Below are 15,024 nucleotides of genomic sequence, written 5' to 3' on the forward strand. Positions count from 1 at the left end.
AGCAATTCTGATCATCGGAAGGGGAGAGGAGCAAATAGCGATTGTTTGTGTTTAAAGGATTGGCTTTGAAGCTTAGGTGGAAACAATGGTTCAGAAAGAGTTGAAGCTGCGTCCAGGTCGAGCATCGGGCCTGTTGTTCTGAATTCCCATAATTCCATAGGTCTGGCAGAGGATCTCACCCAGTCGGCCGGGGTGTCTCCTTCGGAATCTTTTGCGTTTCGATCAGCCCCTCTTTCGAGAAGAAGCTTAACAAGTTCTTCGGACCAAATTGCACGGTGGAGGGGAGTGATCTCGTAGGTGCCGCAGAAACAGGCTTCCGTTCTTGTGTTGACGTTAGCACCGGCATTGATCAGGAGCTTGGAAAGTTCGAGTTTTCTGGAATAGATCGCTTTGTAGAGAGCAGTTCCACCAAAGCCGTCGTCAGCATTGAGGTTGGCCTTGTGGTCAATGAGAAGTTGTGTGATATCGACCGCGTCTTTAGCGCGTTTCTGAAGAGCGTCAGCTGAGATTTTCATTTTCTCGCCGCGTGCCCAGATAAGGTCTTCCGGCGTTCTTCGGATTCTTCTAGGTGGAGGTGGGTATCTGTCTGAATTGGCGACGGCGAGAAGAGGTGTCCATTTTCCCGCGACAATAGGAGCGTAACCACAATCCCACCTATCCCCAAAAAGGCGATCGCAATCACCGCTGCCGAAGGTAGCGTTGACGTTCGCGCCATCTTTCAGCGCTGTCTTGACAGTTTCAATATCGACGTGATGGCAGGCAACAATGAGACGCTGATCGAGGGTCAGCCTTGCTATGGTGATTTGTAAGGCAATGATCAGCAAAATGACTGCCATTGAGCAAGCGATGATCAGTTTGGAAGTTGCCATGGCGATTATCGCGTAAAGCTTTACGCGTCATTCGAAGGGTGAGAGCATCGAGAGACGGACGTCGGTTCAGTTATAAAATAAAAGCAGTTGAGAAGCTTTATGTCCAGAAGGAAATGATATTTGAGCGGGGTAAAAGTCCGAGTTGCTTGCAAGGAATGACCTTGCGTCATTAAATCGCAGGGAGTGGGCTTTTTTTGAGAGCCTGATCGCGTCATGATGTCGATGGAATCTGCACACACTTTCTCGAAGGAGTTTTTACTATGCCTCCCACCAATTTTGACCCGATTGACCTGTCGACGTTTCTGATGATGATGTTTCCAGCCTGGCTGGTCGCGTCGGTGGCGCTGATCGCGTATTGCAAGGACAAGTTGACCTGGTCAACGGGGAACGGGAACAGCAAGTTCTAAGCCCGTTCATGACGCGAGCGATGCTTCTGTTCAACCAGAAGCATCGCTCGAAAAAGTCATGGAAGCAGCGACGGATAGAGATTACTTCGTCGGGTTGAGGAACTCGGCGAGGCGGGTCAGGCCGTGGTCGAGTTGTTCGATGGATGTCGCGAATGACATGCGGACGTAGCCAGGGGCTTCGAAGGCGTCGCCGGTGACGAGGGCGACGTGGGCGGTTTCCAGGAGCGAGGTGCAGAAGTCACTGGAGTTGTGGACGACTTTGCCGCCTTGCAGTGTCTTGCCGAAGTAGCTGGAGACATCGAAAAAGACGTAAAAGGCTCCGCCCGGTTCGACGAACGAGACGCCGGGGATTTTCTTGAAGCGGTCGAGGACGTAGGCGCGTCGTTTTTCGAACTCGACTCGCATGTCTTCGACGGTCTGCTGATTCTCGGTCAGAGCAGCGATCGAGGCGTATTGAGAGATACTGCAGGGGTTGGATGTTTCCTGGCTTTGCAGGTTGTCGATGGCTTTGTTGATTTCTGTCGGAGCAATCGACCAGCCAATCCGCCAGCCGGTCATCGCGTAGGCTTTGCTCATGCCCGAGATGATGATGGTGCGTTGTTTGACCGCTTCACTGAATGAAGCGACGGAGACGAACTTGCTGGGAGGATAGATCAGCTTTTCGTAGATTTCGTCGGAGAGAATCCAGATGTTCTTGGAGACCGCGATGTTGCAGAGCTTCTCGAGAAGCTCTGGCGGATAGACAACGCCGGTCGGGTTGCTAGGGCTGTTGAGCATGATCATGCGGGTGTAGGGGGTGATCGCTTTTTCCAGCTGCTCGGGTTGCAGGCAGAAGCCGGATTCGGGAGTCGTCTGGATGACTTTGGCGGTGGCACCGGTGAGCTCGACGAGGGCACGGTAGGAAACCCAGTACGGGGCAGGGATGATGACTTCATCGCCTGCCTGGCAGAGCGTCGTGATGACGTTGTGGAGGGCGTGTTTGGCACCGTTGGAGACGGTGATTTGAGCGGGGGTGAAGGCGAGGCTGTAATCGCGCTGATACGCCTGGCAGATGGCGGTCTTGAGTTCGGGGATACCGCCGGACTGGGTGTAGTGGGTCTTGCCGGACGACATCGCGGCGATGGCGGCTTTCTGGATGTGTTCCGGGGTGTTGAAGTCTGGCTCGCCGAGCGTGAAGTCGTAAACGTGGACGCCTTTGGCCTTGAGTTCTTTCGCTTTGGCAGCAGCGGCGATGGTGGCTGACGGGGCGAGCGTTTTGACATACGGCGAGAGGCGAACAGCAGTCATGGTGAAACTCGACAGTTAGAGGCAGAATCGCCGACGGCAGGATGTGGGCACGTTCGGCTGGGAAACGAAACCGACATCATATCGGAACCTGATGGATGCGATAAGTCAGCGGGGAGAAAATCCCGGGACATCGACACGCGGAACCGCGGGAGGTTCACCACGAAGGCTCGAAGGAAGCCAAGTTTCATAAAGGAGAGCCGAAAGCCGTCGAAAAGATTTTAAGTCCTCTTCATCAAAACTGGGCTACTTCCGGACAAGAATCGAAACTAATCACAATTGAACGCATTGATGGATTGACATGCGAGCGATGAGTGAGTCTGATGGGCGGAACGACTTTCATCAGCGGAGGATAACGAGACGATGCTGCGACGATCTGGTTTTGTGTTGATGCTGTTGGCGCTGGCGATGGTTTTGAACAGGGGCGTTCAGGCTGCGGAGACGCGCAATGTCTTGTTGATCTGCGTCGATGATCTCAAGCCATCGTTTGGGGCGTATGGAGACAAATGGGTCGTTTCGCCGAGCCTGGATCGACTGGCATCGATGGGGATGACGTTCGAGAAGGCGTATTGCAATCAGGCGGTCTGTGCGCCGTCGCGGAACCATCTGCTGGTTGGGCAGCGTTCGACGACGCTGGGGATTTATGACTTGGGAACCAACTTCCGTCGCTCCCTGCCCAGCGCCGTGACGTTGCCCCAGCATTTCAAGAATCATGGGTATCACGTCACCGGGGCGGGGAAGATCTTCCATATTGGTCACGGCAACGTCGGTGATGAGCGTAGCTGGAGCGAGCCGTTTCAGAAGGAATCGGTTGTCGAGTATCTGCTGCCGGAGAGTCGTCACGGGGCGGAGATGACCAAAGAGGAAGCTCTCTTCTCCAACAAACCAGCGAAAGGCCTCGCTCGCGGCGCTGCCTGGGAAATCGCGGAGGTGGCTGATGATCAATATGCTGATGGTCGGACGGCTCGCTATGGGGCGAAGCGTCTTGCGGACTATGCGAAGAGCGATAAGCCGTTTTTCCTGGCGCTGGGATTCGCGAAACCTCACCTGCCGTATTGTGCTCCGAAGACGTACTGGGATCTTTATGATCCGTCGAAGCTGCCGCTTGCGACCATGACGGCCTTTCCGGAAGGGGCTCCGCGGTACGCTGATAAGGGGTTGATCGAAATCGACCAGTACACGCCCGTGCCCAACAGGAAGCCGTTTACGGAAGAGTTGCAGCGCGAGCTGTTGCACGGCTACTACGCGTCTTTGAGCTACATGGATGCCCAGTTGGGGCTGGTGCTTGATGCATTGAAGGAAACCGGGCTGGATGAGAAGACGGTGGTTGTGCTGTGGGGCGATCATGGTTATCACCTCGGCGATCACGGGATGTGGACCAAGCATACGAACTATGAGCAGGCCAACCGGATTCCATTGCTCATTTCTGCTCCGGGCGTGGCCCAGCCGGGGACGCGATCGGCGTCGGTTGTCGAGACGGTCGACATCTATCCGACGCTGTGTGAGCTGGCGGGTCTGCCTGTTGATGAAAACCAGCCCCTTGAAGGGACGTCGCTGGTTCCGCTGCTGAAGGACCCGAAGCTGGATCTGGACGATTATGCTTATCATGCTTACCCACGCGGGGAACGGATGGGCCGGGCGATCCGGACGTCTCGTTATCGGATGGTGGAATGGAAGCCGATTGGGGGTTCGGAAGATCAGGCTGAGTTTGAGCTGTATGACTATCAGAACGATCCGGGTGAGGCGTTGAATCTGGCGTCGAAGCAGCCGGAGGTTTTGGAGAGTTTGAAGAAGATTCTGGGGAGGCAGCCGGAGGCGAAGCGGCCGGTGCGGTGAGCTGAATTTAAGAATGGCTTGTGGCTGACGCTGGGTTGGGAAATGTGAGCGAATGCAGGCCTTGAGCCCACCCTCATCCGTCGTCGAAGCGACGCCACCTTCTCCCCTCAAGGGAGAAGGGACATCGGAATGGAGTGGTGGTTTGCCCTCGGAAGTTTGTAGAGTTTAAGGCGGGTTGTTGGCGCGATGCCCTCATCCGCCCGTTGGGCACCTTCTCCCGGGGGGAGAAGGGATAAAATGCGAGTGATCGCTGGGAAAACCTTGGCGATCCTGCTCTCAGGCTTTACACTATTGTTTCAACAAGGTTTGATTGTCGACGTCGCAGATAATGCTGTCCACATTGACTGATGCGCCCGACCTTGTCGTCCCCTCCTGTTTCTCCTCGAAGGAACGCTTCCCATGCGATTTGCTTCCATGAGCTGCGCTCTCGTCACCGTTGCGATGATGAGTTCGGCGCTGCTGGCTGCTGACAAAGCTTACTGGCCCACATTCCGCGGTGCTGATCGCACTGGTGTTAGTCAAGAAACCGGACTGCTCAAGTCGTGGCCCGAAGGTGGCCCGAAACTCCTGTGGAAAGCAGAAGGGGCTGGCAACGGTTATGCGGGAGTTGCGATTGCAGACGGCAAGATGTATACGATTGGCGATGGGCCATCGAACGCCAGCGATGGTGACGAATACCTGACGGCTTACAGCATCGAAGACGGCAAGCAACTCTGGTCGACCAAGCTGGGACCAGCCTGGACCAACGGTTCGCCCAGCTGGCAGGGCTCTCGCAGCACGCCAACCGTCGATGGCGAAATGGTCTACACACTGACCCCGCAGGGTGTTTTGTACTGTCACAACACCAAAGGCGAGAAGCAGTGGCTGAAAGATCTCGATCTCGAATACGGCGGGAAGAAAGCTGACCAGTGGGGATACAGCGAGTCGCCCACGATTGATGGCGATGTGCTGCTGATCACTCCCGGTGGTCCGGAAACGACCGTTGTCGCGTTGAACAAAATCTCCGGCGACAAGATCTGGACCAGCACCCGACCAGAAGATCGCGGAGCCGGGCACTCCTGTTTCGTCATCTCCAACGTCGGCGGACGCAAAGTCTATGTCCAGACGACTGGCAGCGGCACGATGGGTCTTGATCCCAAGACTGGCAAGATTCTCTGGACCTTCGATATCCCCAAAGTGACGGCTGTCATCCCGACGCCGATCGTCAAAGATGATCTGGTCTTTTACGTGGCTGGTTACGATTCCGGCGGAGCCTTGATGCGTCAGGTTCCGGATGGCGATGGCGTGAAGATCGAGAACATCTACCCGATCAACAGCGAACTCAAGAACAAGCACGGCGGTGTCGTTCTCATTGATGGGTATCTCTATGCTGACTCTGATGACAAAGGCCTGCCGTACTGTGCTGACTTCATGACTGGCGAACAGAAGTGGAAGTCACGAGCCTCCGGCAAGAACAACGCTGCGTTGTCGGCTGCTGATGGGCATCTGTACTTCCAGTTTGCTGACGGCACGATGGTGCTGGCGGAAGCCAATCCAGCCGAGTTCAAAGAAACTGGCAGCTTTAAGATTCCTGCCAAGTCGACTCGTCCCTACTGGGCCCACCCTGCGATTACCGGCGGGAAGATGTACCTGCGGGTTGATGATGAGATTTTCTGCTACGACATTAAGGAATAGTGTGAATGGTCCGGGTTGAGACAACCCGGACGACCCGAGATGTGAGAAAGCCTCCGATCAGTGATCGGGGGCTTTTTTCGTTCGTATCCCGGGAGGGCGAGGCTCAACCTGAGCCACTTACGCTCATTGCACACGCTCACCGACGAATCGATCTTCTTCCTGCGGGCTCGGCGAGGCCATCGTCGTTCAATGCACCGTTGGTGTTTCGCAAGGCAAAGTAGCGGCTCGGACGGAGCCTCGCCCTCCCTTTCAGCGGCCCGATTTTCTGAATGGTATGGGATCGATTCAAGTTTTGAGTGAATCCTGACGGGTGTGGCGTTCGATAACGATGGTATGGCTCGCATCAAGCTGAATGACCGTGATATCCGACCTCATTTGTGGGGGCTCGTTGCTCGTGAACGGGCAGCGGATGATCTGATGATGATCGAGGAGGTGCAGATTGAACGGGGCAGAACGCGGATCGATCTGCTGGCCGTCAACTCCGCGATTCATGGTTACGAGATCAAGAGTGATCGCGATACGCTGGTTCGACTGAAGCGACAGGTCCGCTCGTACAACCGGGTCACAAACACCATGACGCTGGTGGTTGGTGAACGATATGTCGAACCGGCGACTGACATCGTTCCGAAGTGGTGGGGGATCATCACGACTCATCCTGATGGTTCGCTGGTGAGGCTGGAGCGGGTTCGCGAGTGCAAGCCAAATCCCAGCTTGAAACTGGAGCGTCAGGTCATCTTTGCAACGGTCGATGACCTGAAACGATTTGCGTCGTCGCAGGGTGTCAAAGCCGCCTGGAAGATGACGCGTTATCGATTGATTGCAGAACTCCTCAAGCGGATCGAAGCGGGCGAGATGACAGCCGGGCTGATGGAAGGCTGCATTCGCGATAGCCTCCGTCAGCTGCCGACCAAGCGAGCGGAGTTTGCAGCGAAGGCGGCGTGATTGGTGGTGTCATTCGGGAGCATGCGGGCAGACGAGCAGTTCGTAATCGTGCATGACGTCGGGCCACTTGGGGACCGAGCCTTTGAGGGTGATTTTCCAGCGGATTTTATTGTGACTGGCCATGAAGGTGTGCATGGTGTTGTCCGGGATTTCGACCGGCACGCTCCCCTGCTCCATCGCTGTCGGCTCGAAGGAATCGAAAAGGATTTTCTCGAAGAAGATCTTCTTATCGGTGACGGTGTCCGTGCCGCGACGATATTGGGCTTCCTCTTCGCCGATGAGTTTGATGACCAGTTGCGACATGCTGGTTGGGGTGGAGGAAAACTTCCACGTCAGGTCAGAACTTGAACCGATCGGCAGGAGCGAGCGACTGATCGCGACCGTGGGCTTCGGGTTGAAGAGGGCGAGGAACTGGTAGAAGACCCAGCCGATGAGTCCCAGACCCACCAGAATAAACAGGCTCATGAAGGCTAAGCCGACGAATTGCGCTTTGTCGCGAAGCATGGAAAGGAAAATCAGCCAGGTGATGCCGTTCCAGAGAGCGGCGAAGAAAATCGCGCAGCCCAGGACCATGACGGGAGAGGTCATCGTCGGCAGTTCGCGTGGCTTTTCTGCAAGACCTGCATTGTAGTGCGGGAAGGGCTGGTTTTTGAGGATCATGTCGAGCGATGTCGCGACGACACTAGGCTGTGCGTCATCGCCGTAGGCGAGTTTGTCTTGAGAATTGATGGCGCCAGTTGAGCCGTAATACTGGTTACGCTTGGGACGCGATGGCATGAGCATGCCGATGATGCCACCTGCTCCCACGAGGACAAACAGCCCGGGAATTCCCACCATCAGGAACATCCAGCTCCACTTGCGTTCCAGTACTGCGTAGTCATGTTTTTGTGGATCGACAAAGCAGACCTGCTGACTTCCCAGGGGATAGCGGTCGACGACTGCCTCATACGGTCCCTTCCAGGAGCCGCTGCTGTCGGAGAAGCCGGTCTTATCGGAGTGATACTTCTGCCCCTGATATTCGTAGTCGTACTCGATTTCTGCCGCGTAGAGACGAGAGCCATCATCCATTCGATCGGTGATTTCGCTGCGTGTGATCGTACAGGGAACCTGGATGAAGTTCCCGGAACGGACATAGGGCATCACGAAGGAGTCCGCGATCAGATACATGAAGAACAAGCCGAAGAGCAGAAAGACGGCAAAGAAAGCCACCAGAGCCATCGTCCCGAAACAGCCTGATTTTGAGCTGACGGTCAGAGCTTCTTTTTTGTAATTCGAGCGTGCCATCATCGGTCTCCATCATGGGACGTGAGAGACAGTGTCCAGTTGTCCGGTAGGAGATTCTAAAGAAGTCTGCAGAGAGTTGGAAGGAGTTCCGGACGGGGCGTGGCGGGGAGCGTTCGATTGCGACGTTGTGGAAGGTGGTGGGGAGTTGGGCGAGAGCAATTGAGCGTGGGTGTGAAATCGGCCGGTTTACGGTCCGCACAGCGGACCCTACGGTTGGACTCTGAGTTGGTCGCCGATGCGGAGATTCTGGGCGTTGTAATCGAGATGGAGTTCGGCACGCATGCTGCCGATTCGGGTGAGCTTGATGTCGTGGTGATCGGGGAATGAGAGAGCCGAGGTCTGGCCGAGGTGGGAACAGCCGAGGTCGATGATGCCGACTTCAAGGCTGGGGCGTGAGACGACGGTCGCGATGACGATGCCTGGAGTAAATGTCGTTGTTGCATTCAGAGGTGGCGGAACGCTGGGGAGTTGTTGAAGAGCTTGCAGCGACTTGTCTTCACTCGCGGCCCAGTTGAGGGTGCGCTCCAGCAGGCGTTGGTCTCGCTGGAGAATGCGATCCTGCTCCAGGGACGAGACGATCTCAATCGTTGTGATGAACCCGCGCACGGAGATCGGCGCCCGATGTTGCGTGAAAAGCTGATGTGCTCCATGTGCCAGATCCGTGGCATCGTTTCCTGCGCGCATTCCGCCGAAGCTGTCCGGGGTGCTGACCTGGACCCAGGCGTGAATCGGGTGAGCAGGTTTCATCTGGGCAACAGCATCGATGAGCCATTCGGCGTGTCGATAGTGATCGATGGTGAGATTGAGCGGTTCACTGGCAAGAGCGTGAGACAGTTGCGGGTGGCGTGACCGCAGGTCGACAACGTCCGACCAAAGTGTTTCGTGAAAGGGATTTTGTGACTTGTCTGAGAGACTGAAGGTGATGAACCCGTGGGGGCTTTTCTCCGACTGCGGAGGGAGAGTTATCACGTCACCATCGACTCGACACGGTGTCGGATTCGATGTGAACCAGCGTGGACGGGCGGAGGGGAAGCGTTCGTGAGGCATCGGACGCGGGTTCCTCTACTCGTCGAAGGTCGATTTGCGACGCAGCGTATGGTGGTAGTTCTGAGCGAAGCGGTGGGCCTCATCTCGTACAGATTGCAATAATCGCAACCCGTACGAATGGCGTGAAAGGACGCGGGGATTGCTGTCGCCGGGCAGAAAGAGTTCTTCTTCACGCTTCGCCAGCGAGACGACGAACGGGGGCTCAATCTCCATCGCAGCGAATGCCGACATCACGGCACTGAGCTGACCTTTTCCGCCGTCGACCAGCAGAATGTCCGGGAACTCTGCACCTTCCTGTTTCAGGCGCCGGAAGTGTCGACTGACGACTTCTCGCATGGAGGCAAAGTCATCCACCCTTTCGACACTGCGAATCTTGAACCGCTTATACCCGTGCTTGAACGGCAGCCCGTCAATAAACTGCACCAGTGACGCGACCGTCTCATTTCCCTGCAGGTGAGCGATGTCGACGCCTTCGATCCGTCGGGGGATTTTCTCGAGGCCGAAAACTTTTTTGAGCCCGAGCATCCCTTTTTTCGGATCGATGTGAAAGACCTCCGGTTGGACGTTCTCTTTGAGATCGCCACGCAGATTGATGTTTTCGAGTGCACGGATCTGGTCACGCAGGCGGGCGGCTTTCTCGAAGAGCATCTCCTGCGACGCCGCCAGCATTTCGTTCTGCATTCCCTTGAGCAGACGGGCTTTCTTGCCATCGAGAAACATGATCAGCTTCTTGATGTCTTTGCGATACTCCTCTTTGGTGATCCGTAGATTGCAGGGGGCGGTACACTGGTGGATGCTGGCGAGCAGGCAGGGGCGATACCAGCGCCACTTCTTATCGTCTTCTTTGATATCGAGCGAACAGTTGCGAAAGCGAAAGATCCGCTGAAGCACAGAGATCGTTGCGCGGAGCTTCTTGGCACTTGTGAAAGGACCATACAGCTTGACGCCGCGAGTCCGAGGCTTGCGCGTAAACTCGACACGGGGGAACTGCTCCCCGACTGTGATCTGAAGGTAAGGAAAGGTCTTGTCGTCTTTGAGCTCAGAGTTGTACCGAGGCTGGATGTCTTTGACGAGCCTCGCTTCGAGGAGAAGGGCGTCGACTTCACTATCAGTCGGGATGTGATCGAGGTCTGCGATCTCGGGGACCAGGTCGGCTGTGCGTCGATCGATGAGAGCCTGTGTGGTGAAGTAGCTGGAAACGCGACTGCGCAGATTCACCGCCTTGCCGATATAAATGACGCGCCCGAGGCTGTCTTTCATCAGGTAGACACCTGGGGTGCGCGGCAGGGCGCGGACTTTGGCTTTGAGATCGCTGTCTTTCTCGTCGTCCGGCAAGCGGAGTTCCTTGATGGGCGTGAGGGGAGAATCGCAAACAGCTAATGGTAGGCAGTCAGGCGGCCGGGAGAAAGTGAACGGTGGCTGGAAAGCGTGCGACCTCACGCCGGATGGGTGAGCGCAGGCGTTGAATCGGCGTGGATGAATGGAGGGAATCGTGGTCTATTTTTGAGCGTATTTGACGATTTTGCGCAGGTAGTCGCCGTAGGTGCTTTTCATCGGGGCGGCGAGTTTGTCGAGGTGCTCCAATGTGATAAAGCCCATGTTGAAGGCGACTTCTTCGAGGCAGGCGATCTTGAGGGCCTGACGTTTTTCGATGACTTCGACGAACTGGCTGGCCTGGAGCATTGAGTCGGGAGTTCCGGTATCGAGCCAGGCGGAGCCTCGGCCGAAGTGTTGGACGTGGAGCTGGCCGCGTTCCATGTAGATGCGGTTGACGTCGGTGATTTCAATTTCGCCGCGTTTGGAAGGTTTGAGATTGGCAGCGATATCGACGACCTGATTATCGTAAAAGTAAAGTCCGGGGACGGCGAGGTTGGTCTTGGGTTGCGCGGGCTTTTCTTCGAGTGAGATCGCGCGACCATCGGCTGCGAGTTCGACGACGCCGTAGCGTTCCGGGTCATCAACGGGGTAAGCGAAGATCGTTGCGCCGTCGGTCCGCTGGCCGACTTTCTGCAGGACGGCTGTCAGACCCTGGGAGAAGAAAATGTTGTCGCCGAGGACGAGTGTTGTCGGAGAGGAGCCGACGAAGTCTTTGCCGACGATGAAGGCATCCGCGAGGCCGCGGGGTTTTTCCTGGATCGCATATTGAATGGAGAGGCCGAACTGGCTGCCGTCGCCGAGGAGTTTCTGGAAGCCGCCGATGTCATGCGGGGTCGAGATCAGCAGCATGTCCCGGATGCCGGCGAGCATCAGTGTCGAGATGGGGTAGTAGACGAGCGGCTTGTCGTAGATCGGCAGAAGCTGCTTACTGACGGCGATCGTGCTGGGATGGAGACGCGTTCCGGATCCGCCTGCGAGGATGATGCCTTTGCGATTGATCATGAGTTTAACCCTGGGGAGACTGGAACGCGGAAGTGGGCGGAGGACACACGGGAGAGTTTAGAGAGTGAAGGGAGAGTTGGGGAAGGCAACCACGGATGAACACGGAGAGACACGGATTTCGGAGGAGAAGAGTTGAACCGCAGATGGACACGGTTAATGAATGTTACGGGCGGTGGTGTACTCTCGGTTGTGGTGGCACTTGGGTGCACAGGGGACAGGGGGTTGACACCCCCCGCTCGCCTAAGAGTTGAGGGTGAGTTCGTTTAAGACGGCGGTGAGGTCGGTTTGCCAGTTGGGTGGGGGGATCTGGAAGTTGCCCTTGAGTTTCTCGCAGTTGAGGACCGACCAGAGGGGGCGACGGGCAGCGGTGGGGAAGTCTTTGGAGAGGATCGGGGTGACGGCGGTGGTCACCTTAGACTGGCGGAAGATTTCTTCCGCGAACTGGTTCCAGGTGGTTTGGGGGTGGCCGGAGTAATGGTAGATGCCCCAGAGAGGGGAATCGTCGGCGAGGTCTTTGGTTCTTTGGGCCAGCGTCAAGCAAGTCTCGGCGATGGAGGCGGCAGCGGTTGGGCCGCCGGTCTGGTCGCTGACGACGGTGATCGAGTCTTTGTCTTTGCCGACGCGGAGCATCGTCTTGACGAAGTTCTTGCCAGTGCTGCTGAAGACCCAGGAGGTTCGCAGGATCAGCGTCTTGCAGCCTGAGGAGAGGATGGCGTGTTCGCCTTCGAGTTTCGTTCTGCCGTAGACTGTCGCGGGTCCGGTGGGGTCGGTTTCGAGATACGGCTTGTCGTGCTGGCCCGGGAAGACGTAATCGGTTGAGAGATGAATGAGAGGGAAGTTGCGTTTTGCACAGGCTTGAGCAATGAGGCCGGGGGTGGTCGCGTTGAGTTGTCGGGCTGCTTCGACGTCGGACTCAGCCTGATCGACCGCCGTGTAGGCAGCGGCGTTGATGATGATCGTGTCGTGAGGGGCGTTCTCGATGATCGAGAGGATGGTCTTCGGGTGAGTGAAGTTGGCTTCCTGGCTGCTGAAGGCGCGGAGGCTGAGGGCATCGCGTGCGGCGAGGCGTTGGAGCTCGAAGGCGACCTGGCCATGTTTTCCGAAGACGATGAGCATGGGGAGAAGGTGAAGTAGGAGGAATGAAGAATTAGTCGGAAATGTTTGTTGGAGCGTTAGGCGTACTCTTAGTAGTAATTTCGTTTGTCAACACAAGGGACAGGGGGTTGACGCCCCCCGCTCGCCTAAGATTTTAGGCCGAGGCGTTGGTCGTGTTTGTGGCCGTGGGTGAGAATGTTTTGCCACCAGTCTTTATTGTTGAGGTACCATTGGACGGTTTGTTCCATGCCTTGTTCGATGGTCAGAGAGGGTTTCCAGCCGAGGGCGCGTTCGATCTTTGAGGCGTCGATGGCATAGCGGAGGTCGTGGCCGGGGCGGTCCTGGACGAAGGTGATCAGGCTATCGTGTGGCTGGCAGGTGGCTTCGGGGAGGAGGCGGTCCATGATGCCGCAGATCATGTGGACGAGTTCGATGTTCTGTTTTTCGTTGTGACCACCGATGTTGTAGGTTTCGCCGACCTGGCCGGCTTCGAGGATTCGCAGGAGAGCGCGGGCATGGTCATCGACGTAGAGCCAGTCGCGGACGTTTTCGCCTTTGCCATAGACGGGGAGAGGCTTGCCGTGGAGGGCGTTGAGGATGATGACGGGGATCAGCTTTTCGGGGAACTGGTACGGGCCGTAGTTATTCGAGCAGTTGCTGATGAGTGTTGGCAGACCGAAGGTGTGATGCCAGGCGCGGACGAGCATGTCGGACGAGGCTTTGCTCGCTGAATAGGGCGAGTTGGGAGCGTAGGGAGTGGTCTCGGTGAAGAAGCCATCGTGGCCGAGGGAGCCGAAGACTTCGTCGGTCGAGACGTGCAGGAAGCGGAAAGCCGATTGCTGCTCAGCTGGCAGATCTTTGAAGAGGGTACGAGCCGCCTGCAGGAGGGAGTAGGTCCCCATGATGTTGGTATCGAGGAAGGCTTTCGGGCCGTCGATCGAGCGATCGACGTGACTTTCGGCCGCGAGATGAATGACGGCGTCTGGCTGCTGAGCGAGGAAGATCTCACGCATCTTCGCCTCGTCGCAGATGTCTTCCTGGAAGAAGCGATAGCGAGCAGAGGACGAGACGCTGGCAAGGTTCTCGAGGTTGGCAGCGTAGGTCAGCTTGTCGATGTTGACGACATCGTGACGGGTTTCGTTGATGAGCAGTCGGATGACGGCTGAGCCGATGAATCCTGCGCCGCCGGTGACGATGATTTTCATGGTGTGGGCTTTGGGAGGGGGAGAACCACGGATGAACACGAAGAACACGGATGGAAGAGCGAATGCTTGTCGTTTTATAACAAATGGGAACCTGCTGTTGCCTATCGCCCACCCTCATCCGCCCTTCGGGCACCTTCTCCCCTCAAGGGAGAAGGGACAAGATTAGAACGGGGAGTCGAAGTCTTTGAAGGCTGGTAAGTCGGCGTCTTTGGGGGAGAGCATTGGTTGTGTGGTGATGGTCCAGTTGATGTTGAGGGTGGGGTCGTCGTAGCGGACGCCTCGCTCGGCGTTGCGGTCGTAATACTTGGAGACCTTGTAGACGACCTCGGTGTTTTCTTCGAGAGTGAGGAAGCCGTGGAGGAAGCCAACAGGGACGAAGATCTGGTTCCACTCTTTCTCACTGATGACGGCGCTGACCCATTGCCCGAATGTGGGTGAGTTGCGTCGGACATCGACGGCGACGTCGAGAATGCTACCTTTGACGACGCGGACGAGCTTGGCTTGTTCGAAGGGGGGAAGCTGGATGTGCAAGCCGCGGAGAGTGTGCTTTGCCTGCGACATCGAATGGTTGTCCTGGACGAATTCGACGTCAATGCCTTCGTTGAGCAGGGTCGATTTGCGAAAGGTTTCCGAGAAGAAGCCACGGTCGTCGCCGAAGCGTTTGGCGCTAATGACTTTGACGTCCGGGATTGCCAGTGATTGAACCAGAGACATGTTCGGGGCCTGCGAGGTCGACGGAGCGGTGAACGGAATTGTGAGTGAAGTCTGAAGGGTATCGGAAAGTGGGTGGGTGATCCAGTTGAGGGGAATGTTAAGAATCGATGTGGCGGGGAGGTCGGAGGTTTGTGATGCTTATTATTTCGGGCAGCGATATGCTGGGTGAGACCGAGAGAGTGGTGCGGGTGGCGTACTCATGGAGGTTATTTGGATTGAGAGCGCAAGGGACAGGGGGTTGACACCCCCCGCTCGCCTTTTTGATGGAAGAATTGTTTTTACTGTCCA

Annotated in this window: 13 protein-coding genes; 4 read left to right on the forward strand and 9 right to left on the reverse strand. The window is 56.5% G+C overall.

Going from position 1 to position 15,024, the window contains the following annotated elements; translation table 11 throughout:
- Nucleotides 1-11 precede the first annotated feature (11 nt).
- Nucleotides 12-869: an ankyrin repeat domain-containing protein gene (locus SH248x_RS16685; RefSeq protein ID WP_459555436.1), complete on the reverse strand. Its 858-nt coding sequence runs from the start codon at nucleotides 867-869 to the stop codon at nucleotides 12-14.
- A 260-nt stretch (nucleotides 870-1,129) separates the two neighbouring features.
- Here SH248x_RS16685 and SH248x_RS16690 point away from each other — a divergent pair, with 260 nt between their 5' ends.
- Entirely contained in the window at nucleotides 1,130-1,276 is a 147-nt protein-coding gene (locus tag SH248x_RS16690) for a hypothetical protein (protein ID WP_459555437.1), read from the forward strand.
- Between the two features lie 81 nt (nucleotides 1,277-1,357).
- On the opposite strand, the gene SH248x_RS16695 is transcribed toward SH248x_RS16690, so the two are convergent.
- Entirely contained in the window at nucleotides 1,358-2,563 is a 1,206-nt protein-coding gene (locus tag SH248x_RS16695; RefSeq protein ID WP_459555438.1) for a pyridoxal phosphate-dependent aminotransferase, read from the reverse strand.
- A gap of 360 nt (nucleotides 2,564-2,923) precedes the next feature.
- On the opposite strand from SH248x_RS16695, the gene SH248x_RS16700 reads away from it, so the two are divergent.
- From SH248x_RS16700 to SH248x_RS16710, 3 genes are all read left to right on the forward strand, one after another.
- Complete coding sequence (locus SH248x_RS16700) at nucleotides 2,924-4,396, forward strand: sulfatase (protein WP_459555439.1); 1,473 nt, start codon at nucleotides 2,924-2,926, stop codon at nucleotides 4,394-4,396.
- Nucleotides 4,397-4,795: 399 nt separating this feature from the next.
- Nucleotides 4,796-6,070, forward strand: a complete 1,275-nt coding sequence (locus SH248x_RS16705) for a PQQ-binding-like beta-propeller repeat protein (RefSeq protein WP_459555440.1) — start codon at nucleotides 4,796-4,798, stop codon at nucleotides 6,068-6,070.
- A gap of 312 nt (nucleotides 6,071-6,382) precedes the next feature.
- Nucleotides 6,383-7,012 (forward strand): sce7726 family protein, encoded by a 630-nt coding sequence (locus SH248x_RS16710; RefSeq protein WP_459555441.1) that lies wholly within the window; start codon nucleotides 6,383-6,385, stop codon nucleotides 7,010-7,012.
- 9 nt (nucleotides 7,013-7,021) lie between these two features.
- Here SH248x_RS16710 and SH248x_RS16715 read toward each other — a convergent pair whose 3' ends face one another.
- The 7 genes from SH248x_RS16715 to rfbC form a co-directional block, all read right to left on the reverse strand.
- The gene (locus tag SH248x_RS16715) at nucleotides 7,022-8,299 is read right to left on the reverse strand and encodes a DUF3592 domain-containing protein (protein ID WP_459555442.1); all 1,278 of its coding nucleotides are present in this window, start codon (nucleotides 8,297-8,299) and stop codon (nucleotides 7,022-7,024) included.
- A gap of 204 nt (nucleotides 8,300-8,503) precedes the next feature.
- Nucleotides 8,504-9,343 carry a hypothetical protein gene (locus SH248x_RS16720; protein ID WP_459555443.1) on the reverse strand — a complete coding sequence of 280 codons (840 nt, stop codon included), beginning with the start codon at nucleotides 9,341-9,343 and terminating at the stop codon, nucleotides 8,504-8,506.
- Nucleotides 9,344-9,358: 15 nt separating this feature from the next.
- Complete coding sequence (locus tag SH248x_RS16725) at nucleotides 9,359-10,678, reverse strand: excinuclease ABC subunit UvrC (protein WP_459555444.1); 1,320 nt, start codon at nucleotides 10,676-10,678, stop codon at nucleotides 9,359-9,361.
- Nucleotides 10,679-10,840: 162 nt separating this feature from the next.
- On the reverse strand, nucleotides 10,841-11,722 hold the full coding sequence (gene rfbA, locus SH248x_RS16730) for a sugar nucleotidyltransferase (RefSeq protein ID WP_459555445.1): 882 nt from the start codon (nucleotides 11,720-11,722) through the stop codon (nucleotides 10,841-10,843).
- Nucleotides 11,723-11,962: 240 nt separating this feature from the next.
- Nucleotides 11,963-12,838, reverse strand: coding sequence for an SDR family oxidoreductase (gene rfbD / locus SH248x_RS16735; protein WP_459555446.1), 876 nt, complete (start codon nucleotides 12,836-12,838; stop codon nucleotides 11,963-11,965).
- 125 nt (nucleotides 12,839-12,963) lie between these two features.
- Nucleotides 12,964-14,022, reverse strand: coding sequence for a dTDP-glucose 4,6-dehydratase (rfbB, locus tag SH248x_RS16740; protein WP_459555447.1), 1,059 nt, complete (start codon nucleotides 14,020-14,022; stop codon nucleotides 12,964-12,966).
- 162 nt (nucleotides 14,023-14,184) lie between these two features.
- Nucleotides 14,185-14,736 (reverse strand): dTDP-4-dehydrorhamnose 3,5-epimerase family protein, encoded by a 552-nt coding sequence (gene rfbC / locus SH248x_RS16745; RefSeq protein ID WP_459555448.1) that lies wholly within the window; start codon nucleotides 14,734-14,736, stop codon nucleotides 14,185-14,187.
- Nucleotides 14,737-15,024 lie beyond the last annotated feature (288 nt).

The sequence above is a fragment of the Lacunimicrobium album genome (assembly GCF_052161635.1).
Classification (GTDB): Bacteria; Planctomycetota; Planctomycetia; order Planctomycetales; family Planctomycetaceae; genus SXPC01.